This is a genomic window from Burkholderia sp. SIMBA_062 (assembly GCF_046534765.1).
Classification (GTDB): Bacteria; Pseudomonadota; Gammaproteobacteria; order Burkholderiales; family Burkholderiaceae; genus Burkholderia; species Burkholderia ambifaria.
The window spans coordinates 63,109-87,373 of sequence record NZ_JAWRYD010000035.1 but is presented as its reverse complement, the minus strand read 5'-3'; the positions used below and the strand labels follow the sequence as shown (position 1 = coordinate 87,373).

Annotated in this window: 19 protein-coding genes; 9 read left to right on the top strand and 10 right to left on the bottom strand. The window is 65.5% G+C overall.

Features of this window, described 5'->3' with window-relative positions:
- The first annotated feature begins 281 nt into the window (after nucleotides 1-281).
- The 5 genes from SB786_RS29345 (at nucleotide 282) to SB786_RS29325 (ending at nucleotide 9,550) form a co-directional block, all read left to right on the top strand.
- Complete coding sequence (locus tag SB786_RS29345; RefSeq protein ID WP_410730510.1) at nucleotides 282-5,558, top strand: YadA-like family protein; 5,277 nt, start codon at nucleotides 282-284, stop codon at nucleotides 5,556-5,558.
- Nucleotides 5,559-5,681: 123 nt separating this feature from the next.
- Nucleotides 5,682-6,350 (top strand): OmpA family protein, encoded by a 669-nt coding sequence (locus SB786_RS29340; RefSeq protein ID WP_410730509.1) that lies wholly within the window; start codon nucleotides 5,682-5,684, stop codon nucleotides 6,348-6,350.
- Between the two features lie 392 nt (nucleotides 6,351-6,742).
- On the top strand, nucleotides 6,743-7,888 hold the full coding sequence (locus SB786_RS29335) for a DUF2827 domain-containing protein (RefSeq protein WP_410730508.1): 1,146 nt from the start codon (nucleotides 6,743-6,745) through the stop codon (nucleotides 7,886-7,888).
- Nucleotides 7,889-7,902: 14 nt separating this feature from the next.
- A complete protein-coding gene (locus SB786_RS29330) occupies nucleotides 7,903-9,057 on the top strand; it encodes a DUF2827 domain-containing protein (protein WP_410730507.1) in 1,155 nt (384 codons plus the stop codon).
- Nucleotides 9,058-9,082: 25 nt separating this feature from the next.
- Nucleotides 9,083-9,550 carry a DUF4019 domain-containing protein gene (locus SB786_RS29325; RefSeq protein WP_410730506.1) on the top strand — a complete coding sequence of 156 codons (468 nt, stop codon included), beginning with the start codon at nucleotides 9,083-9,085 and terminating at the stop codon, nucleotides 9,548-9,550.
- Nucleotides 9,551-9,753: 203 nt separating this feature from the next.
- Here the strand turns inward: SB786_RS29325 and SB786_RS29320 are convergent, their stop codons facing one another.
- Both SB786_RS29320 and SB786_RS29315 read right to left on the bottom strand, forming a co-directional pair.
- Nucleotides 9,754-10,206, bottom strand: coding sequence for a hypothetical protein (locus tag SB786_RS29320; RefSeq protein ID WP_410730505.1), 453 nt, complete (start codon nucleotides 10,204-10,206; stop codon nucleotides 9,754-9,756).
- Nucleotides 10,207-10,268: 62 nt separating this feature from the next.
- Nucleotides 10,269-11,072, bottom strand: coding sequence for an EAL domain-containing protein (locus SB786_RS29315; protein WP_410730504.1), 804 nt, complete (start codon nucleotides 11,070-11,072; stop codon nucleotides 10,269-10,271).
- A gap of 199 nt (nucleotides 11,073-11,271) precedes the next feature.
- Between SB786_RS29315 and SB786_RS29310 the strand changes: the two genes are divergently transcribed.
- Nucleotides 11,272-11,400: a hypothetical protein gene (locus SB786_RS29310; protein ID WP_410730503.1), complete on the top strand. Its 129-nt coding sequence runs from the start codon at nucleotides 11,272-11,274 to the stop codon at nucleotides 11,398-11,400.
- A gap of 377 nt (nucleotides 11,401-11,777) precedes the next feature.
- On the opposite strand, the gene SB786_RS29305 is transcribed toward SB786_RS29310, so the two are convergent.
- The 7 genes from SB786_RS29305 to SB786_RS29275 form a co-directional block, all read right to left on the bottom strand.
- Nucleotides 11,778-12,920 (bottom strand): DUF2827 domain-containing protein, encoded by a 1,143-nt coding sequence (locus SB786_RS29305; RefSeq protein WP_410730502.1) that lies wholly within the window; start codon nucleotides 12,918-12,920, stop codon nucleotides 11,778-11,780.
- 762 nt (nucleotides 12,921-13,682) lie between these two features.
- Entirely contained in the window at nucleotides 13,683-14,021 is a 339-nt protein-coding gene (locus SB786_RS29300) for a DUF1493 family protein (RefSeq protein WP_012366809.1), read from the bottom strand.
- The gene (locus SB786_RS29295) at nucleotides 14,021-14,452 is read right to left on the bottom strand and encodes an STM2901 family protein (protein ID WP_354004521.1); all 432 of its coding nucleotides are present in this window, start codon (nucleotides 14,450-14,452) and stop codon (nucleotides 14,021-14,023) included. The genes SB786_RS29300 and SB786_RS29295 overlap by 1 nt, the downstream gene beginning before the upstream one ends.
- A 433-nt stretch (nucleotides 14,453-14,885) precedes the next feature.
- A complete protein-coding gene (locus tag SB786_RS29290; protein WP_410730501.1) occupies nucleotides 14,886-16,886 on the bottom strand; it encodes an acetyl/propionyl/methylcrotonyl-CoA carboxylase subunit alpha in 2,001 nt (666 codons plus the stop codon).
- A 36-nt stretch (nucleotides 16,887-16,922) separates the two neighbouring features.
- Entirely contained in the window at nucleotides 16,923-17,708 is a 786-nt protein-coding gene (locus tag SB786_RS29285) for an enoyl-CoA hydratase/isomerase family protein (RefSeq protein WP_410730500.1), read from the bottom strand.
- Nucleotides 17,709-17,727: 19 nt separating this feature from the next.
- Complete coding sequence (locus tag SB786_RS29280; RefSeq protein WP_410730499.1) at nucleotides 17,728-19,335, bottom strand: carboxyl transferase domain-containing protein; 1,608 nt, start codon at nucleotides 19,333-19,335, stop codon at nucleotides 17,728-17,730.
- A 31-nt stretch (nucleotides 19,336-19,366) separates the two neighbouring features.
- The gene (locus SB786_RS29275; protein WP_410730498.1) at nucleotides 19,367-20,548 is read right to left on the bottom strand and encodes an isovaleryl-CoA dehydrogenase; all 1,182 of its coding nucleotides are present in this window, start codon (nucleotides 20,546-20,548) and stop codon (nucleotides 19,367-19,369) included.
- 170 nt (nucleotides 20,549-20,718) lie between these two features.
- On the opposite strand from SB786_RS29275, the gene SB786_RS29270 reads away from it, so the two are divergent.
- Nucleotides 20,719-21,465: a TetR/AcrR family transcriptional regulator gene (locus tag SB786_RS29270; RefSeq protein ID WP_410730497.1), complete on the top strand. Its 747-nt coding sequence runs from the start codon at nucleotides 20,719-20,721 to the stop codon at nucleotides 21,463-21,465.
- A 67-nt stretch (nucleotides 21,466-21,532) separates the two neighbouring features.
- Here SB786_RS29270 and SB786_RS29265 read toward each other — a convergent pair whose 3' ends face one another.
- Nucleotides 21,533-22,021, bottom strand: a complete 489-nt coding sequence (locus SB786_RS29265) for a MarR family winged helix-turn-helix transcriptional regulator (protein WP_041490208.1) — start codon at nucleotides 22,019-22,021, stop codon at nucleotides 21,533-21,535.
- A 198-nt stretch (nucleotides 22,022-22,219) separates the two neighbouring features.
- Between SB786_RS29265 and SB786_RS29260 the strand changes: the two genes are divergently transcribed.
- On the top strand, nucleotides 22,220-23,299 hold the full coding sequence (locus SB786_RS29260; RefSeq protein ID WP_410730496.1) for a Rieske 2Fe-2S domain-containing protein: 1,080 nt from the start codon (nucleotides 22,220-22,222) through the stop codon (nucleotides 23,297-23,299).
- Complete coding sequence (locus SB786_RS29255) at nucleotides 23,296-24,261, top strand: PDR/VanB family oxidoreductase (RefSeq protein ID WP_410730495.1); 966 nt, start codon at nucleotides 23,296-23,298, stop codon at nucleotides 24,259-24,261. The genes SB786_RS29260 and SB786_RS29255 overlap by 4 nt, the downstream gene beginning before the upstream one ends.
- The last annotated feature ends 4 nt before the right edge of the window (nucleotides 24,262-24,265 follow it).

Here is a 24,265-nt window from a genome sequence, read left to right as displayed (position 1 = left end):
TGTCCACGTCGACTTCGACCGGGATCAACTCGCTGTCGACTTCCACGTCGACTGGCTTGTCTTCGGCTAACAGCTCGGTCGCGTCGCTGTCGACCTCCACTTCGACGGGTCTCAGCTCGACCAACAGCTCCGTTGCTTCGCTTTCGTCGTCGACTTCGACTGGCCTCTCGTCAGCGAACAGCTCGATCTCGTCGCTGTCCACGTCGACTTCGACCGGGATCAACTCGCTGTCGACTTCCACGTCGACTGGCTTGTCTTCGGCTAACAGCTCGATCTCGTCGTTGTCGACCTCCACTTCGACGGGTCTCAGCTCGACCAACAGCTCCGTCACTTCGCTTTCGAGCTCCACGTCGACCGGTTTGTCCTCCGCTAACAGCTCGATCTCGTCGTTGTCGACCTCCACTTCGACGGGTCTCAGCTCGACCAACAGCTCCGTTGCTTCGCTGTCGACTTCCACCTCGACCGGCATCAACTCGTTGTCCACCGGCCTGAGCTCGACCAACAGCTCCGTCGTTTCGCTGTCGACCTCCACGTCGACCGGCCTCTCGTCGGCAAACAGCTCGATCGGTTCGCTGTCCACCGGCCTCAGCACGGTCACGACCAAAACCGACAATCTCGGCAACAGCACCGCCGCTGCCCTCGGCGGCGGCGCGGGCTACAACCCGGCAACCGGCTCGGTTTCCGCTCCGTCGTACACCACGTACAACGCGAACGGTACGACGTCGACCGCCAACAGCGTCGGCTCGGCAATCGACAGCATCAACAATCAGGGCATCAAGTACTTCCACGCGAATTCGACGGGCACGGACAGCCAGGCGCTCGGCACCGACTCCGTCGCGATCGGTCCGAACGCCATCGCCAACAACACCGGCGACGTCGCGCTCGGCAGCGGCTCCGTCACCGGCACCCCGAACGCAACGCCGACCGGTACCGTCGGCGGCGTGACGAGCACGTTCGCGGGCGGCAATCCGAACAGCGTCGTGAGCGTCGGTAACGCGAGCACGGGCACCACGCGTCAGATCACCAACGTCGCGGCGGGTCAAATCACGCCGACCAGCACCGACGCGATCAACGGCTCCCAACTCTTCGCGACCAATTCGGCCGTGAATTCGCTGTCGACGACGGTGTCGTCGTCCAGCAACGCAATCTCGTCGCTGTCGACCGGCATCACTTCGTTGTCGACAGGCCTCAGCTCGACTAACAGCTCGGTTACGTCGCTCTCGTCGTCCACGTCGACCGGTCTCTCGTCGGCGAATAGCTCGATCAGCTCGTTGTCCACCTCGACTTCGACCGGCATCAACTCGCTGTCGACTGGCCTCAGCACGACTGACAGCACGGTAACGTCGCTCTCGACTTCGACCTCGACCGGCCTGTCGTCCGCAACCAGCTCGATCGGTTCGCTGTCCACGTCGACCTCGACGGGCATCAACTCCCTGTCCACGGGCCTCAGCTCGACCGATAGCTCCGTCGCTTCGCTGTCGACTTCCACGTCGACGGGTCTGTCGTCGGCAACCAGCTCGATCGGTTCGCTGTCCACGTCGACTTCGACGGGCATCAACTCGCTGTCCACCGGCCTCAGCTCGACCGACAGCTCGGTGGCTTCGCTGTCGACTTCCACGTCGACCGGCCTCTCGTCGGCGAATAGCTCGATCACGTCGCTCTCCACGTCGACTTCGACGGGTATCAACTCGTTGTCCACGGGCCTCAGCTCGACCGATAGTTCGGTGGCTTCGCTTTCGACCTCCACGTCGACGGGTCTGTCGTCGGCAACCAGCTCGATCAGTTCGCTCTCCACGTCGACCTCGACGGGCATCAACTCGCTGTCGACGGGCCTCAGCTCGACCAACAGTTCGGTTACCTCTCTGTCGACCTCCACGTCGACCGGTCTCTCGTCGGCTAATAGCGCGATCACGTCGCTCTCCACGTCGACGTCGACGGGTATCAACTCGTTGTCCACGGGTCTGAGCTCGACAGATAGCTCGGTAACTTCGCTTTCGACTTCCACGTCGACGGGGCTGTCGTCGGCCACAAGCTCGATCAGTTCGTTGTCCACGTCGACTTCTACAGGTATCAGCTCGTTGTCCACGTCGACTTCTACCGGCATCAACTCGCTGTCCACCGGCCTCAGCTCGACCGACAGCTCGGTGGCTTCGCTGTCGACTTCCACGTCGACCGGCCTGTCGTCGGCCACCAGCTCGATCAGCTCACTGTCCACGTCGACCTCGACGGGTATCAACTCGCTGTCCACCGGCCTCAGCTCGACCGACAGCTCGGTGGCTTCGCTGTCGACCTCCACGTCGACGGGCCTCTCGTCGGCCACCAGCTCGATCGGTTCGCTGTCCACGTCCACCTCGACTGGCATCAACTCGCTGTCCACGGGCCTCAGCTCGACCGATAGCTCCGTCGCTTCGCTGTCGACTTCCACGTCGACCGGCCTGTCGTCGGCGACGAGTTCGATCGGTTCGCTCTCTACGTCGACTTCGACTGGCATCAACTCCCTGTCCACTGGCCTCAGCTCGACCGATAGCTCCGTGGCTTCGCTGTCGACTTCCACGTCGACGGGCCTGTCGTCGGCCACCAGCTCGATCGGTTCGCTGTCCACCTCGACCTCGACAGGCATCAACTCGCTGTCCACGGGCCTCAGCTCGACCGATAGCTCCGTGGCTTCGCTGTCGACTTCCACGTCGACTGGCCTGACGTCGGCAACCAGTTCGATCAGCTCGCTGTCCACCTCGACCTCGACGGGCATCAACTCGCTGTCCACCGGCCTCAGCTCGACCGACAGCTCGGTGGCTTCGCTGTCGACTTCCACGTCGACCGGCCTGTCGTCGGCAACCAGTTCGATCGGCTCGCTGTCTACCTCGACCTCGACTGGCATCAACTCGCTGTCCACCGGCCTGAGCTCGACCGACAGCACGGTAACGTCGCTCTCGACCTCAACGTCGACGGGCCTCTCGTCGGCCACAAGCTCGATCAGCTCGCTGTCCACGTCGACCTCGACCGGCCTGTCGTCCGCAACCAGCTCGATCGGTTCGCTGTCCACCAGTCTCAGCTCGACCAACAGCTCGGTGGCTTCGCTCTCGACTTCCACGTCGACCGGCCTGTCGTCGGCCACAAGCTCGATCGGCTCGCTGTCCACGTCGACTTCGACGGGTATCAACTCGCTGTCCACCGGCCTCAGCTCGACCGATAGCTCGGTGGCTTCGCTGTCGACCTCAACGTCGACCGGCCTGTCGTCGGCCACCAGCTCGATCGGTTCGCTGTCCACGTCGACTTCGACGGGTATCAACTCCCTGTCCACCGGCCTGAGCTCGACCGACAGCACGGTAACGTCGCTCTCGACTTCCACGTCGACCGGCCTGTCGTCGGCCACAAGCTCGATCGGCTCGCTGTCCACGTCGACTTCGACGGGCATCAACTCGCTGTCCACCGGCCTTAGCTCGACCGATAGCTCGCTCACGTCGCTCTCGACCTCAACGTCGACGGGCCTCTCGTCGGCGACCAGCTCGATCAGCTCGCTGTCGACATCGACCTCGACCGGCCTCTCGTCGGCCACAAGCTCGATCGGCTCGCTGTCCACCGGCCTCAGCTCGACCAACAGCTCGCTCACGTCGTTGTCCACGTCGACCTCCACCGGGATCAACTCGCTGTCGACGGGCCTGAGCGCCACGAACAGCTCGGTCGCGTCGCTGTCGACCTCGACGTCAACGGGCCTCTCGTCGGCGACAAGCTCGATCACGTCGCTGTCAACCTCGACCTCGACCGGCCTCTCGTCCGCAACCAGCTCGATCGGTTCGCTGTCCACCGGCCTGAGCTCGACCGACAGCACGGTAACGTCGCTCTCGACCTCCACGTCGACGGGTCTGTCGACGGCCACGAGCTCGATCACATCACTGTCGACCTCGACGTCGACCGCGATCGACGCCGCGAAGACGCACTACTACAGCGTCAACGCCAACGGCACGCAGCAAGGCAACTACGCCAACGACGGCGCAACGGGCGTCAACTCGCTCGCAGCCGGCGTGAACGCCAGCGCGGCAGGCGCCAGCAGCGTCGCGGTCGGCGATGGCTCGAACGCGCAGTCGGCGGGTGCAGTCGCGATCGGCCAGAACGCGTCGGCCACCGGCGGCAAGGCGGTGTCGATCGGCTCCGGCAACACCGCGAGCGGCGACGGCGCGGTCGCGATCGGCGACCCGAGCGTCGCAACGGGCACGGGAGCAGTGGCGATGGGCGCGAACGACACGGCGACAGGCAGCGGCGCAGTGGCGCTCGGCAACGCGAACACCGCAACCGGCAACAGCGCGCTCGCCCTCGGCAGCTCGAGCCAGGCCACCGCGGACAACACGATCGCGCTCGGCAACAACGCAGTCGCAAGCGCCACCGGCGCCCAGGCCTACGGCTCGGGTGCATCGGCCACCGCGGCGGATGCACTCGCCTTCGGCACGAACGCCACGGCGAACGTCGCGAACTCGATCGCCCTCGGCGCGAACTCGGTCACGGCTGCGGCAGTCGGCACCTCGAGCGCCACGATCGGCGGCGCCACGTATCTCTTCGCAGGCAGCTCGCCGGTGGGCGTGGTGAGCGTCGGCCAGCCGGGGCAGGAACGCCAGATCACGAACGTCGCGGCAGGCCGGATCTCCGCCACCAGCACGGACGCAATCAACGGCAGCCAGCTCAACGCGACGAACCAGGCAGTCAGCAGCCTGTCCACGTCGACCGCGTCGAACATCTCGTCGCTGTCGACCGGCATCGGTTCGCTGTCCACGGGCCTCAGCTCGACCAACAGCTCGGTGACGTCGCTGTCCACGTCGACCTCGACGGCGATCAACTCGCTGTCGACGGGCCTCAGCTCGACGAACAGCAACCTGACGTCGCTGTCCACGTCGACCTCGACCGGCATCGGCTCGCTGTCGACCGGCCTGAGCACGACGAACAGCACGGTGGCCTCGCTGTCGACGGGCGTGACGAACCTCGGCGATCAGGTATCCAAACTGTCGACGACGATCAACAACAACACGACGCGCTCGTTGAGCAACAACGGCATCGCGGTCGACATGAACGGCACCGGCAACGATCGGCCGACCGTCACCGCCGGCACGAACTCGGTGGCGATCGGCGCGAATTCGAATGACGGCGGTCGTTCGAACGTGGTGTCGGTCGGCAGCGACACGCAGCAACGCCAGATCACGAACGTCGCGCCGGGCACGCAAGGCACCGACGCGGTGAACGTGAACCAGCTGACGCAGGTGCAAACGACGCTGTCGACGGCACTCTCGGGCCAGCAGACGCAGATCAACTCGCTGGGTTCGCAACTGCAGCAGACCGACCAGATGGCGAAGCAGGGTATCGCGGCCGTCGGCGCGATGGCGTCGATCCCGCAGCTCGATCGCGACGCCAACTTCGGGATGGGTGTGGGCACGTCGACCTTCCTCGGCCAGAAGGCGATGGCGGTCAACATGCAGGCCCGGATCACCGAGAACCTGAAGGCGTCGATCAACGGCGGCTTCAGCGGCGGTCAGAAGGTGATCGGCGCCGGCATGCTGTACCAGTGGAAGTAACGCGTCGCGCCGCCACGCCGCCGGCTCACGAGCCGGACGGCGCGCGGCGGCCGCGACGGCAGGACGAGCCTGCCGCGCAACCCGCGGCAGGCCTCGGTCAACCCAAGCTTTGAGGACGTAACCGTGAACAAACTCGCTCTTGCGCTCGCACTTTCCACGATGGCCGTCGCCGCGTGCTCGACCGCATCCGGCCCGACCTTCAGCGCATCCGAACTGCAGCCGCGCGATGGCGTGCGCACCTTCCAGGTGGACTGCCACGGCCTGCTGTCGGGCCCGCAGACCTGCATGAAGGCCGCCCGCAAGATCTGCGGCGACCAGCCGGTGCGCACCGTCGACTCGGCCCGCGCGCTGCGCAACGGCTCGGATCCCGCGACGCTGGTGTTCCAGTGCGGCGCCGCGCCTGCCGAAGCGGCGTCGGCCGCCGAGCCGGCACCCGCGCCCGCCGCGGTCGAACACGTGAACCTCGCGGGCGACGCGCTGTTCGCGACGGGCCTGGCCACGCTCACGCCCGCCGCGCGCACCTCGCTCGACAAGTTGTTGAGCGAGCGCGAAGACCGTACGTATACACAGGTCACGGTCATCGGCCATACGGATTCGGTCGGCAACGACGCCGCCAATCTCGCGCTGTCGAAGCGACGCGCCGAAACCGTCGCGGGCTACCTGAAGTCACACGGGCTGAACGCGCAAACCGTGTCGGTCTCGGGCCGCGGCAGCGCGGATCCGGTCGCGTCCAACGCGACGGCCGACGGCCGCGCGAGCAACCGCCGCGTCGACATCTCGCTGCAACGCTGAGCTGCCGGCCGCCGCGAGGCCGGCGCACCCCGCACCCGCACGCGACGGCCCTGACCGGCAGCGCGCCCACGCCCCGACGGACCAAGCCGACAGCGCTTGGTCCGGTCGCCGACGGCTATGTCAAAGTTCGTCAGCCCCCTCCACAAACCGCTGACTTCCGTGCAACAATCGCCGCAGACAGCTGCCGGGGCGTTCCGCCCGCGTCGCGCGCCGTGCCAGTCCCGCGCGACGACACACCGGAATCCGCCGGCCGCCCCGCGATCCGCGTCGCTCGACTCGTTGTCGAGCGCGCGCCGGCGCGAACGCAACCACGACAATCCACGGCGCGCCGTTACGCGGCCAGGCGCTCGACGCCGCGGCCGAATGCACGACGCCGCAGAGGAAACCAACCGGTGACGGACATCAATCAAGCCGCCTCGGGCGGCACCCGCAAGCAACGGCCGGCCGTCGGCATCTCGCTGTTTGCGCGGGACGGCCAGGCGATCTGGGAAAACGGCATCCACCAGAACATCGCGTACCTCGCGATGATGCTCAAGCGCTCCGACCGCGTCGGCCCCGTCTATTTCCTGAACGGCGGCGACGCGAACGCACTGCCGCTCGGCCTCGAACTCGACGGCCTCGACGTGCCGCTCGTGAAGCCCGCCGACGTCACGCACGCGCTCGACGTCGTGATCGAGATGGGTGCGCAACTGCCGCTCGAATGGCTCAGGCACGTGAAGGCACTCGGCACGAAGCTTGTCGCGTGCTACGTCGGGCACACCTACAGCGGTCTCGCCGAAACACCGATCTTCGAAAAACCTTCGGGGCACATCTTCAACGGCACGCAGTTCGACGAAGTATGGGTGCTCGAGAAGTCGCAGAAGATCGACGTGCCGCTCTTGCGCACGCTCACGCGCGCGCCGGTTCATACGATTCCGCATCTGTGGTCGCCGTACTTCCTCGATCGCCGCATCGCCGCGCTGGCGAGCGAAGGCGTGACGTTCGGCTATCGACCCGGCCGTCGTCCGTGGCATCTCGCCACGCTCGAGCCGAACATCTCGGTCGTGAAGACCTGCCATTACCCGATGCTCGTGTGCGACGAGTTCTACCGCGCGCATCCGGATGCCGTGCAGCATCTGTTCGTCGTCAACGCGATGCACATGAAGGCGCATCGGACCTTCGTGCACTTCGCGAACAGCCTCGACCTCGTGCGCCAGCACAAGGCGACGTTCGAGCCACGCATCGACCTGCCGGGCTTCATGGCGCGCCATGCGGATGCCGTCGTGTCGCACCACTGGGAAAATCCGCAGAACTACCTGTACTACGACGTGCTGTACGGCGGCTATCCGCTGATCCACAATTCGACGCTGCTCGGCGACGCCGGCTATTACTATCCGGACTTCGATTCCGTCGCGGGCGGCCACGCGCTGCGCGATGCGTGGCTGCATCACGACGAGCGGCTCGACGACTATCGCGCGAAAGCCGACCGGCTGCTGCAGTCGGTCTCGATCGACAACCCCGCGAACCTGGACGCGTTCGTCGCGCGCCTGGTCGCCTGAACCGGAGCATACGCATGTCGGACTCCAATGCCCGTCAAGCACCCGGCGAGGGCAAGCGTCTCGTCGTCGGCGTGTCGCTGTTCGTGCGCGGCGCCGGCCAGTCGCTGTGGGAAAACGGCATCTTCCAGAACTGCCTGCTGCTGATCCTGCTGCTGCATCAGTCGCCGCACGTTGCTCAAGCCGTGATGGTGAACGGCGGCGAACAGCTCGCCGATCCGCAGATGATGCTCGGCGAATGGGACGTGCCGCTGCTGTCGATGGACGAAGCGCTGCAGCGCTGCGACGTGCTGATCGAAATGAGCGCGCAGTTCAGCGCCGATTACCTGCGCGCGTTCCGCGACCGCGGCGGCAAGGTCGTCACGATGCGGGTCGGCAACGACTACGTGATCGACATCGAGCGCGCGATGTTCGACAAGCCGTCGGGCTTCCTGTTCTCGGGCGCACCGTACGACGCGGTGTGGACGATTCCGGAATTCGAGCGCTCGTGCCTGCACTATTACCAGACGGGCCTGCGCGCGCCGGTGACGATCGTCCCGCACATCTGGCATCCGATGCTGTTCGACAAGGCGCGCGCGACGCTCGGCGCCGGCCTGTCGTTCGGTTATCAGCCCGGCAAACCGCGCTGGCGCGTGACGATGTTCGAGCCGAACATCTGCATGGTGAAGACGAGCATCATCCCGATGCTGGTGACCGAGGAGGCGTATCGCGCGAAGCCCGAATTCCTCGAGTTCGTGCGCGTATGCAATACGCTGCACCTGAAGGAACATGCGACGTTCGTGCACTTCGCGAAGAGCCTCGACATCGTGAACCACGGGATCACGACGTTCGAAAGCCGCTACGCTGTCTACGAGTTCATGGCGGCCTACGGCGACGCGGTGGTGTCGCACACGTGGGAAAACGCGCAGAACTACCTGTACTACGAACTGCTGTACGGCGACTATCCGCTGATCCACAACTCGCCGTTCCTCGGCAAGGCCGGGTATTTCTATCCGGACTTCGATTGCCAGGCCGGCGGCCGCGCGCTGCTGCAGGCGTTCGACGAACACGACGCGAACCTGGAAGCGTATCGCGAGCAATCGAAGTACGTGCTCGACTCGGTCAGCATCTACAACCCCGACAACGTCGCCGCGTATTCCGACGCGATCGCGTCACTCTATCGCGACGCATGACGCGCCGCCCTCTTCGGACTCCGACATGAACGCATACCGGCCCCTCTCCCGCGCGAAATGGCTGATCGGCTGCACCGTCGCGTCGCTCGCGATCGGCGCGCACGCGCAAACCGGCGGCGAATCGGCCGACGCACTGCTGCGCGACGCCGACGCGGTCTTCAAGCAGCTCGACGCCGGTCAGTACGGCGCGGTGTGGACCGATTCCGCCGCGTTCGTGAAGGCACGCATCAAGCAGGATCAGTTCGCGGCGGACATGCAGCGCGCGCGCCAGTCGATCGGCACGGTCCGCCATCGCGGCTGGGCGCAGGTCACGCGCATTCGCTACACGAACGCACCGGCAACGCCCGACGGGCTTTACGCGAACGTCGACTATGCGACGACGCTCACGACCGGCACGACCGTGTACGAAAAGCTCAGCTTTCGACTCGACGACGACGGCCGCTGGCACCTGACCGGCTATGTGCCGCGCCAGGGGCAGGATTTCACGCCGTAAGCCGCACCGCGCCCGGAGCCGGCGACGGAAATCATCGTCGCGATTACGATCGACGTTCAGCGCGACGCCGCGCAGTCGCGGGTGAGGGACGCGTTCATCGCCCCGTCGCACACGAAAGCCCGATGCGCGCCGGGAATCCGGAGGTTTCGCCAGGAACCGACGGTGCGCTTGCCGCGCAAGCGCATACCCATGATCGGTGAGCGTCAAGCGCGGCGCGCAAGCGGGTGCGACGCTTGCACGCCGTCGGCACGCCCTGCGACAAACGCGCGGCCATGCCGACGTCCGATCCGCGCCAGCCTCGTGAAACAGCGGAGTGCGGCGCCGCTGACCTGGCCGGCGCGCCTCGCGAGGCTGCCGGATACACCGCAGGCGATCGCCGAATCTTCGCCGCAGGCGCCCGCAAACACGCCGGCGTAATAGTGCCGTGCCGCGAGGTCGCGGCCGTCGGCGTCGAGCGGCTTCATCCGGTGAATGCGTTGCGCGACGGCCTGCAGGCCGTCGAGATACGGCGCGACGTCGATCGGCGTATCGGTCGATTGGCTCGATTCGGCACCGAGCTGCCGCAACATGTCGGCCAGCTCGGCGATCGCGACGAGTTCGCACGCATCGGTGGCCTGGGTGCCCGTTCCGTGTCCGATCTTGTTCGTCGCCGCCATGCCCACGCCCCTTTGCGATCCATCGTTACCCGATACCTGCGCCCGGCGATCGCGCCGCTGCGTCATGCGGCGGCCGGCGACCGCCAGCTGAAGCGAACGCCCTGCGCCCACGCGACGCCGGAATCCAGGATGATCTGCCGATCGATCTCGTTCTCCACGCCTTCGACGACGACGTGCCGCGCGCTTTCGTGCGCAAACGCGATCAGCCGGCGAAACTGGTAGCGCCCGATCGCGTTGCGCTTGATCAGCGACAGCACCGACCTGTCGAGCTTCACGATATCGGGGTTGCCGACCACCAGGTTGTTCAGCGCGCTGAAGCCGACGCCGAAGTCGTCGATCGCGACGCGGCAGCCGGCCTGGCGGAACCGATTCACGAACGACCGGCCCGCGACGGGGTTCAGCGGCCCCGTCTCGGTGATCTCGACGACCAGCCGCGCCGCAACCGACGGCTCGCGCTCGAGCCGCCTGAAGATGGCCAGCCACGCATCGTCCACCACCGCGCTCGCCGCCGCGACGTTGCAGCCATACACGGCCTGCGGATCGGCACGCAGCGCGTCGATCGTCCGGCCCACCACGAGCCGGTCGAACCAGCGCATCAGGCCGAGCGACTCGAGGCGCGGCAGGAACGCGAGCGGCGGCAACGTGTCGAGCGATCCCCAGCGCAGCCGCGCGAGGCATTCGTGATACAGCACGCCGCCCGACAGGTCGGCGCGGCAGACCGGCTCGCGCGCGAATCCGAGCCGGCTTTCGACGAAACTGCGTACCGACGCAAGGTCGGGGTGATCGTCAGACGCGCCGAACACGAGATCGATTTCGTCCCGATTCGCTACGCTATTCGCCTCCAGGCGAGGTTCGACCGCATTCATCCGGCGCTCCGGCAATTGTCGGGCCGCCGATGACGGCCCGCGCTCTCGATACATGTGGCGCGAGCCGACCACGACACGCGCCACCGCCTACCCGGCCCATCCTCTCGTTTCGATCTTTTCAGGGAGCGTACTTTTCATTTCGGCGCGCCGTCAAATCCCATATTGTCAACGATATTCAAATGCGAGAAATACACCATGCATGCATGCCGCCTACAGTGCGACAGGTTACACAAAACGCACCGGTGATATTGCTTTCTCAAACATCTTTGGCAAAAATCAATTTATCGAAGGTGTCGTTTCAAAATCAGGCGACCGTTATTTCGTATGATTAATATCCGGTGGCGAAACCGTATCCGGACAGGAGGCCCCGATTCGCTGCAACGCCCTGCCGGTCGGGTCATCAGCGGATTCCCATCGGGCATTCGGTCCTCGGAGAATTCAATTTCGCCGTTTCAAACGATATTGAAAATAGCCAAACAATAGTCCGCCGAAACAAAATGACAATATCGGCCCGAGCCATACGACATTTGTCGATTGAAAGATCTTTAACAAACTTTTCGATTTGTTAACCTATAAAATGATTTCTGACGGACTTCCCTCGGAGCCGTCAATTTCGTGCCTTCAAAAACCGTCGAATCTTCCCCGGTTCGGCGGTTTCTTTTTTACGGCAGGATTTCATCAGACATTAACCCGAGTCACGCAAGCTCAAGCCGCCGTCGCGCCGATCAGGTTCGCGAGCAGCGCGTCGTATTCGGCGACGAGCGCGGGGTTGGCCGACGTATAGCGGCCGAGGATCTCGCGCTGGCGCCGCGTGTACCCTTGCCAGTCGTCGTCGTGCGTGTGCAGCGCGTGCCGCAGCGCCTGCGCGCCCTTCTGCACGTCGTTGTCCGGATAGTAGTAGCCGAGCTCGGGCGCGAGGCTCGCGTTGTGCACGAGCGGATAGCCCTGCCAGCACACGTCGAAATAGAAGTAGTTGAGCGGGTTCGACCATTGATGCGACACGACGATGTCGGTCAGGTCGGCCAGGAACAGCGGCGTGTCGAAGCGTCCGACGAAGCTCGCCTTGCCCGCGCGCACGATGTCCAGATAGTTCATCAGCATCACGAACTCGGGGCTGTCGTGCGCGAGACGGTCGGCGTTCGTCACGTGCGTGAAGCAGATCGCATCGGGATCGCGGCGATACGCCTCGTCGATGATCAGCATCGGGTACACGCAGAACTTCACGACGTTGTGGTTCGGCTCCATCACCGTGAGCCGCTTGCCCGGCTCGCCGCGCGGCCGGTATTCGCCGTGCTCGGGCAGCGATGCCGCACGCGCGCTCAGGAACATCGGATCCCATACGAACGGCACGACGCGCCCCGGGCAGCGACGCAGCGACTGCAGGAACGGCAGCGACGACGGCGCGATCTGCGGAATCGCCCACACCTCGTCGTAGCCGCGGTTGATGAACAGTGAATCCCACAGCCGGCGGCCGAACAGCATCGACTCCATCGCGTTGATGTACTCGACGCCGCAGCAATAGCTGACGATCTTCGCGCCGCGCGCCTTCAGGTAGGCCGTCTGCGCGGCGTCGATCTGGCCGCCGAGCTCGATCACCACGTCGAGCGCATCCTTCATGTCGGCGAATGCGCGCGTGTCGTACACGGTGCGATCCCACGGCAGCGCGTCGGTGAGCGACACGTCGGTCGTGTTGACCAGCGTCACGCGATAGCCATGCGGCGACGCCATCAACAGCTTCGCGAGAAACAGCGCGTTCTGCTTGATGCCATTGATCCACAGGCTTTCGTCGGGGGCGCGCAGACCGATCGTGATACCGATGCGCAGGCCGTTCAGGACAGGAGACGTCATCGTCGGCGGGACGGGAAATTGAATGGACGCGATGTGGCGCGCATGGCGGCGCACCCCGGGAACAACAGGTCATTCTAGCGGACTGTCGACCACAGGACTGTCATGGATGGTCAGCGATGGACGGGAAGCTTTCCAATGGAACATGAGCCTGGGTGACGGGCTATGCGTGCTCGAGCAGGCGTCCTTTAGCGCGTTTCCAACGCAAATGAGCCTGTTGTTTGGTCGAGACGCGCCTGTTGACCGGCACCGGAACGGGGACGGTGATCATCTACCGGATGATCATTGACTTGAATGAATCGCAAATCCGCGCCCTGGATCGGGTGCGCGCCGTCCTCGACGGCACACAAACGCTCGAGCGTTTCGAGCGGAATACATCAACCACGAGGTCGCCGCCATGCTCGAGAAGGAGCGAATCGAAGCCTTCCGGCCGCGGACCGCTTCCTGCGCGAAGGCATCACGCTCGACCAGTTGTTGAAACAGGCTCACAGCCAGACTGACGTCGAAGCGGCTCGTCAGGTTCGAAAGGCGCGGGAACGTCTAATGGGCAAGGTTGCCGAGCAGACCAAGCCCCGCAAGCCCCGCCATGCCGACGTATGGCGCTTTGCCCAAGATAGCCGCGCATAGTCTGCCCCGCGCAACCAACGGCTTCGTACCTAGAATGCCGTTTCCTTTAACAATCACCCAACTCCGCCTACCCCAGCCGTTTCAGGCTCGTTTTGGAATTGGAAAGTACTGGGTTACGGCGCGCCCCCTGCCGAGTTGTCACATCTCCCATCGTCCGGCTTCGATTGCCGCCTCCATCATCCGGATGGTCAGCGGACGCTCCAGGATTTTGTCCCTGGCGCCGCTGCTAAACGGCGACTTGAACACTTCCACCAGAAATCGACCGAAACCCAATTTTCTGGAGGGGTAGTAATAATCCACATCGAAAGCGGAAATATCGACACCGAACGATTCCGAAAATCTCCGCATCAATCTCAACATGGCTCTGTCGGAAAGCTCAAGATCAATGCAGAGATCCGTTTCCGGGGTAATTTCAAGCTCGCCCCACAACGGCGAATCAGCCTCCTCACGCACCATCTCGATCAGACGAGCGTCCATCAAAAACGATCCTCCGGCTTGACCAGGCGATTGTACTTGACTGCAGAGCGATACATTATGATCGATACGTCGGCAGCTGTAATGATCCATCCGGCCACCGGAACCGCCCGTCCAACAAACACGCCGAGCTCCCTCGTAAATTTCACCTTGAGAAGCACGAGACTCTTGAATGAAGTCACCGTCGGAAGAATTTTGTGCTTGATTTCATAGGGGAGCAACCTCCGTGAAACCCTTGATGCGACCGATGTGCCCTTGACCGCTCCGTGGAATTTTCCTCGAGTCGGCACAAACCTTTGTCCCAATAAAATCATTGCGATCCCGACAGCGTCATCGATGCCCAATTCATCACAGGCGACGTCGATCACGATCAAGCAAAACAATTCCGGCGGCGTCAGATCTCCGTGGCCCCCGTAATCATATTTGTTCGCCATTTTTATTTCTCTCCACACGCTCATTTGATCATTGCGCAATGCACCGGACTGCACATCCCGATCGAAACGGTAGCGCTGCCCATCGAGCGTGAACAGAAAGAAGATGCAGTGGTTTCGCTCATCCAGCATGACATCCGGAAAGCGATCGCTATCATTCGGTGCCTTGCTGCACGGGGGGGAACGGGCGAATTCGCGTTGCCGATGAAGCTCAGGAGAAGCCGTTTTCGATCTGTTAACGAGTGTTGCAACAGTCGAATCGACGAGAAACGGCGCATGTTGCGCCGCTGATCAACGGCCGGGATCGGTTGATGGCCCCGAAACCATGAAGACGTTGCACGCGCATCTTTTATTTTTTGTATGCGATCGCCGATTCGCGAGCGGACGCCGGCGCTATCCGTGAGGGCCGGCAAGGGCCCTCACGCACACACCGCGATCAGTCTTCCGCCATCACCAGCAACTGCGCGCCATCCGCAACCTGATCGCCGACGCCGTACAGCACTTCCGCGACGACGCCCGCGTCCGGCGCGCCGATCGTGTGCTCCATCTTCATCGCCTCCATCACGATCAGCGGCGTGCCGGCCTCGACCTTCTGCCCCGGCTCGACCAGCACCGCGATCACCTTGCCGGGCATCGGCGCGGTCAGGCGGCCGCCGCCATGCTCGGCGTCGCCCGCGTGCGCGAGCACGTTGCGCCATTCGAACGTCTCGGCGACACCCTGCGTGAACACGTGGAAACTGTCGCCGTCCGCATACACGCGGCCGCTGCTGCGCACACCGTCGAGCGTCACGTCGAAGTCGAGCGGCGTCGCGCCGCGCGTCCACGCGAACGGCTGCGCGGCCGCATCGCCGGTGGCGAGGCTCGCATGGCCGCCATTGTCCTCGTAGGTGACCGTCACGTCCGCTTCACGATCGGGCGCATGCCATTCGAGCGTGCGGCGATAGCCGCCGTTCAGCCGCCAGTCCGGCAGCGCATGCCACGGCGACACGCCCTCCTGCGCGGCCGCCCCGCGCTCGCGCGCGAGCAGCGCCGCGCAGGCCAGCGCCAGCGTCGCACGCGGCGACTGTTGCGGCGCGAACAGCGCATCGTGGTTGCGCTCGATCAGGCCCGTGTCGAGATTGGCGGTGGCGAACGGCTCGCACGCGACGATCCGCTGCAGAAACGCGGCGTTCGTGTGCAGGCCGACCACTTCGCAAGCCCGCAGCGCGCGCAGCATCGTGCCGAGCGCTTCCGCGCGATCCGCGCCGTGCACGATCAGCTTCGCGATCATCGGATCGTAGAACGGCGTGATCGCGTCGCCTTCGCGCACGCCGCTGTCGACGCGCACCGGCGCGCCGATCGCGAACTCGACGCCTTCCGGCAGCCGCAGGTGCTTCAGTGTGCCGGTGGAAGGCAGGAAGCCACGCGCCGGATTCTCCGCGTAGAGACGCGCCTCGATCGCGTGACCCTGCACGCGCAGTTGGTCCTGCGTCAGCGGCAGCGGCTCGCCCGATGCGACGCGCAGTTGCCACTCGACGAGATCGAGCCCGGTGACCATCTCGGTGACCGGATGCTCGACCTGCAGGCGCGTGTTCATTTCCATGAAGTAGAACGCGTCGGCCGTCATGATGAATTCGACGGTGCCCGCCCCGACGTAATTCACCGCGCGCGCGGCCGCCACGGCCGCCTCGCCCATCGCGCGACGCAGATCGTCAGGCAGGCCCGGCGCCGGCGCCTCCTCGAGCACCTTCTGGTGACGGCGCTGCACCGAGCAGTCGCGATCGAACAGGTAGACGGTGTTGCCGTGCGTGTCGCCGAACACCTGCACTTCGACGTGACGCGGGCGCGTCAGGTATTTCTCGATCAGCACGCGGGCGTTGCCGAAGCTGCTCGCGGCCTCGCGCTGGCACGACGCGAGCGCCGCCCGGAAGTCCTCGGAGCGCTCGACCACGCGCATCCCCTTGCCGCCACCGCCCGCGCTCGCCTTCAGCAGCACCGGGTAGCCGATCTCGTCGGCTTCGCGATGCAGGTTGGCCGTGTCCTGGTCGTCGCCGTGATAGCCGGGTACGAGCGGCACCGCCGCCGCGTGCATCAGCGCCTTCGCGGCCGCCTTCGAGCCCATCGCCGCGATCGCGTCGACCGGCGGCCCGATGAACACGATGCCGGCCGCTTCGCATGCGTGCGCGAAATCCTCGTTCTCCGACAGGAACCCGTAGCCGGGGTGGATGGCCTGCGCGCCGGCCGCGCGCGCGGCCTCGATGATGCGCAAGCCGCGCAGGTAGCTGTCCGCGGCCGCCGCGCCGCCGATATGCACGGCTTCGTCGCATGCGGCGACGTGCTTCGCGTTCGCGTCCGCGTCGGAATAGACGGCGACGCTCGCGATCCCGAGACGTTTGCACGTTGCGGCGACGCGGCAGGCGATTTCGCCGCGGTTGGCGATCAGAATCTTGTCGAACATGGCTTCGGTGTCGTCCGGAAAGTTATTGGCACGCCGTCATTCACGCCACGAAGGCGTGCGCTTCTCGAGGAACGACGCGATCCCTTCGCGGGCTTCCGCGCCGGCGCGGGTGCGCGCGATCCAGTCGGCGGTCTGCTCGATCAGCGTCGCGTCGAGCGGCCGCCCCGCCACGTCGGCGACGAGCCGCTTGCACGCCCGCACCGCGTCGGGGCCGTTCGCGACGAGCGCCGCGGCCAGCTTCGCGACCGTTTCGTCGAGCGCGTCGGCCGGCACCGCGTCGTGAATGAAGCCGAGCGACGCGGCGCGCGCGCTGTCGAACACTTCGGCCGTCGTGAAGTAGCGGCGCGCCGCGCGCTCGCCCATCGCGCGCACGACGTACGGCGCGATCGTCGCGGGAATCAGCCCGAGCCGCGCCTCGGACAGGCAGAACTTCGCGCCGTCGGAGGCGATCGCGATGTCGGCCGCCGCGACGAGGCCCACGCCGCCCGCATAGGCGTCGCCGTGGACGCGCGCGATCACCGGTTTGCCGCAGCGGTGGATCGCCTCGAGCATGCGCGCGAGCTTGCGCGCATCGGCACGGTTCTCGTCGTCCGAGTAACCGGCCATCTTCTTCATCCAGTTCAGGTCCGCGCCCGCGCAGAATGCGGCGCCTTCCGCCGCGAGCACGATCGCGCGCACGCCTGCGTGCGCGTCGAGCCACTCGAACGCGGTGGTCAGCTCGGCGATCGTCGTCTCGTCGAACGCGTTGCGCACGGCGGGGCGCGCGAGCGTGACGGTCGCCACGCGGCCGGCCTCGTGTACCTTGATCGTTTCGTATCGCATCGGTCAGCCCTCCCGGCCGTTACATGCGGAACACGCCGAAGCGCGTGTCGTCGATCGGCGCGTTCATCGACGCGGCAAGGCCGAGCCCGAGCACGTCGCGCGTCTGCGCGGGGTCGATCACGCCGTCGTCCCACAGCCGCGCGCTCGCGTAGTACGGATGCCCCTGGCGCTCGTACTGGTCGCGGATCGGCTGCTTGAACGCATCCTCCTCCTCGGCCGACCACGAGCCGCCCTTCGCCTCGATGCCGTCCCGACGCACGGTCGCGAGCACCGACGCGGCCTGCTCGCCGCCCATCACCGAAATCCGCGCGTTCGGCCACATCCACAGGAAGCGCGGACCGAATGCGCGGCCGCACATCCCGTAGTTGCCCGCGCCGAACGAGCCGCCGATGATCACCGTGAACTTCGGCACCTTCGCGTTCGACACGGCCGTCACCATCTTCGCGCCGTGGCGCGCGATGCCTTCGTTCTCGTACTTGCGACCGACCATGAAGCCCGTGATGTTCTGCAGGAACACGAGCGGGATCTTGCGCTGGCAGCACAGCTCGATGAAATGCGCGCCCTTCACGGCCGATTCGGAAAACAGGATGCCGTTGTTCGCGACGATCCCGACCGGATGGCCCCAGATGTGCGCGAAGCCCGTGACGAGCGTCGTGCCGAAGCGTGCCTTGAATTCGTCGAACTCCGAATCGTCGACGATGCGCGCGATCACCTCGCGCACGTCGAACGGCTTGCGCGTGTCGACCGGAATCACGCCGTACAGGCTCTTCGCGTCGTAGCGCGGCGGCTTCGATTCGCGCAGCGCGACCGGCGCTGCGATCTTCGGCGCGAGATGACCGACGATGTTGCGGGCGATGGACAGCGCATGCGCGTCGTTCTGCGCGAGATGATCGACCACGCCCGACAGGCGCGTGTGCACGTCGCCGCCGCCGAGATCCTCGGCGCTCACTTCCTCGCCGGTCGCGGCCTTCACGAGCGGCGGGCCGCCGAGGAAAATCGTGCCCTGGTTCTTCACGATGATCGACTCGTCGCTCATCGCCGGCACGTACGCGCCGCCCGCCGTGCACGAGCCCATCACGACCGCGATCTGCGCGATCCCCGCCGCGGACATCGTCGCCTGGTTGAAGAAGATGCGGCCGAAGTGGTCGCGATCGGGAAACACGTCGTCCTGGTTCGGCAGGTTCGCGCCGCCCGAGTCCACGAGGTACACGCACGGCAGCCGGTTTTCCGCGGCGATTTCCTGTGCGCGCACGTGCTTCTTCACGGTGATCGGGTAGTAGGTGCCGCCTTTGACCGTCGCGTCGTTGCACACGATCACGCACTCGCGGCCCGCGATCCGGCCGATGCCGGTGATCACGCCCGCGCCGGGCGCGTCGTCGTTGTACATGCCGTTCGCCGCGAGCTGCGAGAACTCGAGGAACGGCGCGCCGGGATCGAGCAGTTGCGCGATCCGGTCGCGCGGCAGCAGCTTGCCGCGTGACAGGTGCTTGTCGCGCGCGGCCTGGCCGCCGCCTTGCGCGAGCTGTTCGATCTTCGCGCGCAGGTCGGCGACGACCGCCTCCAGCGCCGCGGCGTTCGTGCGGAATTCTTCCGAACGCGGGTTCAGTTTCGATTCGATGATCGGCATCGACGGGGCTCCGTTCGCGTGACGTGGGGCGTTACATCGTTTCCGCGAACAGCTCGCGGCCGATCAGCATCCGGCGGATCTCGCTCGTGCCGGCGCCGATCTCGTACAGCTTCGCATCGCGCCACAGACGACCGACCGGGTATTCGTTGATGTAGCCGTTGCCGCCGAGAATCTGGATCGCCTCGCCGGCCATCCACGTGGCCTTCTCGGCCGTATAGAGGATCACGCCCGCGCAATCCTTGCGCACCTGGCGAATATGGTCGCTGCCGGCCGAGTCGAGATGGCGGCCGACCGCGTACAGGTAGGCGCGGCATGCCTGGAACGTCGTGTACATGTCGGCGACCTTGCCCTGGATCAACTGGAACTCGCCGATCGACTGGCCGAACTGCTTGCGGTCGTGGATATACGGGACCACCGCGTCGAGACACGCGGCCATGATGCCCGTCGGGCCACCCGACAGCACCGCGCGCTCGTAGTCGAGGCCGCTCATCAGCACCTTCACGCCGCCGTTGAGCTGGCCGAGGATGTTCTCCTCCGGCACCTCGACGTCCTGGAACACGAGCTCGCCCGTGTGCGACCCGCGCATGCCGAGCTTGTCGAGTTTCTGCGCGACCGAGAAGCCTTTCATCCCCTTCTCGACGATGAACGCGGTGATGCCGCGCGAATTCGCTTCGACGTCCGTCTTCGCGTAGACGACGAGCGTGTCGCAATCGGGGCCGTTAGTGATCCACATCTTCGTGCCGTTGAGCACGTAGTGGTCGCCGCGTTTGTCCGCGCGCAGCTTCATGCTGACGACGTCGGAGCCCGCGTTCGGCTCGCTCATTGCGAGCGCGCCGATGTGTTCGCCCGACACGAGCTTCGGCAGGTACTTCTGCTTTTGCGCGTCGGTGCCGTTGCGGTGGATCTGGTTCACGCACAGGTTCGAGTGCGCGCCGTACGACAGGCCGATCGACGCCGATGCGCGCGAGATCTCCTCCATCGCGACCATGTGCGCGGTGTAGCCCATGTTCGCGCCGCCGTACTCCTCGGCCACCGTCATGCCGAGCACGCCGAGATCGCCGAACTTCTTCCACAGATCCATCGGAAACTGGTCGGTGCGGTCGACTTCCGCCGCGCGCGGCGTGATTTCCTTCGCCGCAAACGTCGCGACGGCGTCGCGCAGCATCTCGATGTCTTCACCGAGCATGAATTGCACGCCGGGCAGGTTGATCATGTCTCCTCCGTCTCCAGAAAGTGGGTCGCACACGCCGATTTCTGAGTTTCGCTCAAATCGGATCAATGCGTCGATTCATTAAGCTAATACAGCGGAATTTCGCACAGTTTCGCGCCTCGTCCGGCTTGGCGTCAATAGTTTTTTGAGTGATACTCAGATATCATCGCAGCATGACAGCCGCTCCCGCCGACACCATGACCGCAACTGCCAGACCCGACCGCGCCGACCCGTCGCGCGCACCCGCCGGGCGCAAATCCCAGCAGCGCGTGCAGGACATCCTGCGCGCCGGTCGTGAAGTGTTCGCCGAAAAGGGTTACGAGCATGCGACGGCCGCCGAGATCGCGCAGCGCGTCGGCGTGTCGGAAGCGACGGTGTTCAGCTATTTCCGCGGCAAGCGCGAGCTGTGCGCGCGCGTGATCGCCGATTGGTACGACGAAATCATTGCCGCGTTCGAGCACGGGATGCCGGTGGAGGCATCGGTGCAGCAGCAGTTCGCGTTCATCGTGCGCACGCACCTGCGGCTGATGCTGGTGAACGGCACGGGGCTGTGCGCGCTGGTGCTGTCGGAGGGTCGTGCGAAGCAGCATGCACTGAGCGACGAGCTCACCGCGCTGCAGCGCCGCTACACGGCGCCGCTGATGGACGTGCTCGCGCGCGGCCAGGCGGCCGGGCAGGTGCGCCGCGACATGCCGCTGAGCCTGCTGCGCTCGATGGTGTTCGGGCCGATCGAGCACGTGCTGTGGGATGCGATCCTCGGGCACCGCAAGCTCGATACGGAAACGACGGCCACGCAGTTGATCGACATGCTGTGGGCGGCCGTGCAGCCGCCCGCGCCGGAGCAGGCGGCGTTGGTGCGCTTCAGGAACGAGGTCGCGGAAGCGGTGCGGCGGCTGGAAGGGCACGCGTCACGCGCGTGACGCAAGCGGGTTTCGCCTGCCTTCATCTGCGCCCGCCGCTTCTACTTCATCTCGCGAAAACCACCCGCTACGAATCCTCGCTCACCCGCAGCGGCGCGCGGCTCTGCTCGTTGTTCAGATGGACGAACTTGCGCAGCAGCCGCATCAGTTCCTCCGAATCGTCCTCCCCCATCCCGTCGAACAGGCCGGCACGCAGTTCCTTCACCGACGGAATCAGGTGCGTGAGCAGTTCGACGCCCGCCGGCGTCAGCAGCAGGCGCCGCTGACGCCGCGGCAGCACTTCGCGGACGATCAATCCTTTCGCTTCGAGCCGGACGGCGAGATCCGCGGTGGTCGACGTGTCGAGCGCCACCCGCTGCGCGAGCGTCACCTGGTCGAGCCCCGGGCATTCGTAGAGCATCCGCAGGACCGCGTACTGCACCGGCGTCACGTCGCGGCCCAGCTTTTCGTAGAACATCGCAACCGCGATCTGGTGTGCGCGCCGGATCAGGTGCCCCGGTTCGTCGTACAGATCGAGCGGGAATGCCGGCGCGTCGGCGGGATTCGTTTTTTCCATGGATGAGTCGATGACATAGGCGGCGCACGCCGTTGCGTGCACCCACGGCATGGCGCTGCGTCGCGCCATTTCCCGGGAAAACCAGTATACCGCCCGCCTTGCTCCAGCCAATCTCAATGAGTACACTGAATCTCATTCAGTACACGGAATGATGACGTGCCGCGTATCGGCGGCACCGCCCTCAAGGAGACGATAAACGTGTTTCTCAAGAACGCTTGGTATGTGGCCTGCACGCCCGATGAAATCGACGGCAAGCCGCTGGGCCGCAAGATCTGCAACGAGCCGATGGTGTTTTACCGCGCGGCGGACGGCCAGGTCGCCGCGCTGGAGGACTTCTGCCCGCACCGCGGCGCGCCGCTGTCGCTCGGGTTCGTGCGCGACGGCGTGCTCGTGTGCGGCTATCACGGGCTGGAAATGGGCTGCAACGGCAAGGCGGCCGGCATGCCGGGCCAGCGGGTCGGCGGCTTCCCGCCGATTCGCAGCTTCCCCGTCGTCGAACGGTACGGCTTCATCTGGGTATGGCCGGGCGAGGCGTCCGAAGCCGATCCCGCCAAACTGCCCGCGCTGTCATGGGCCGAGGATCCGGCCTGGGCGCACGGCGGCGGCCTGTATCACATCCGCTGCGACTACCGGCTGATGATCGACAACCTGATGGACCTCACGCACGAAACGTACGTGCACGCGACGAGCATCGGCCAGAAGGAAATCGACGAAGCTGCGCCGAAGACGACCGCCAACGGCGACGAAGTCGTCACGAGCCGCTTCATGCAGAACGTGATGCCGCCGCCGTTCTGGCGGATGGCGCTGCGCGGCAACGGGCTGGCCGACGACGTGCCGGTCGACCGCTGGCAGATCTGCCGCTTCACGCCGCCGAGCCACGTGATGATCGAAGTGGGCGTCGCGCATGCGGGCCACGGCGGCTACGACGCGCCGGCCGAGCTGAAGGCGTCGTCGATCGTGGTCGACTTCATCACGCCCGAGACGGACAACTCGATCTGGTACTTCTGGGGGATGGCGCGCAACTTCAGGCCCGACGATCACGCGCTGACCGCCGAGATCCGCGAAGGCCAGGGCAAGATCTTCGCCGAGGATCTCGAGATGCTCGAGCGCCAGCAGCTCAACCTCGAGCAGTGGCCGGAGCGCAAGCTGCTCAAGCTGAACATCGACGCCGGCGGCGTGCTGTCGCGCAAGGTGATCGATCGGCTGCTCGCCGACGAACAGGCGTCGAGCCCGCAGCGCCCCGTGATTCCGGTCGCGCAGATCAAGGAGGCGTCATGAGCGATGCGACGCTGACGGTGCGGGTCGCCCGCAAGTGGCAGGAAGCGCGCGACATCTGCGGCTTCGAATTCGTCAGCGACGACGGTTCGCCGTTGCCGCGCTTCGACGCCGGCGCCCATATCGACGTGCATTTGCCCGGCGGCCTCGTGCGCCAGTACTCGCTGTGCAATCACCCGGAGCACGGCGATCGCTACCAGATCGCGGTGCTGCGCGATGCCGACGGCCGCGGCGGGTCGCGCGCCATTCACGATGAAGTGCGGCAAGGCGATACCGTGCGAATCGGCGTCCCGCGCAATCAATTCCCGCTTGCGCCCCACGCGCCGCACCACCTGTTGCTCGCGGGCGGGATCGGCGTCACCCCGATTCTCTGCATGGCGGAACGGCTGTTCTCGTCCGCCATCCCGTTCGACATGCACTACTGCGCGCGCTCGGCCGACCGCATGGCCTTCGTCGAGCGGATCAACGCAGCCGGGTTCCATGACCGCACCCGCTTCCACGTCGACGACGGCGAGCCCGCGCAACGCTTCGACCTGGCCTCGGTGCTCGCCGCGGCGCCTGACGGCACGCACCTGTACGTCTGCGGCCCGCGCGGCTTCATGGAGGCGGTGCTGAACGCCGCGCGCGAGCGCGGCTGGGCGGACGAGCGGCTGCATTACGAGTTCTTCGGCGGCGCGGTTGCGTCGTCCGGCGCGGATCGCGCGTTCCAGGTCCGGATCGCGAGCAGCGGCAAGGTGATCGACGTGCCGGCCGAATGCACGGTGGTCGCGGCGCTGGCGGCCAACGGCGTCGAGGTTCTTACGTCGTGCGAGCAAGGCGTATGCGGCACCTGCATGACGCGCGTGCTGGAAGGCGAGCCCGATCATCGCGATTCGTATCTGACGGAAGCGGAACAAGCGGCCGGCGATCAGTTCATGCCGTGCTGTTCGCGATCGCGAACCGACCTGCTGGTACTCGATCTGTAGACGG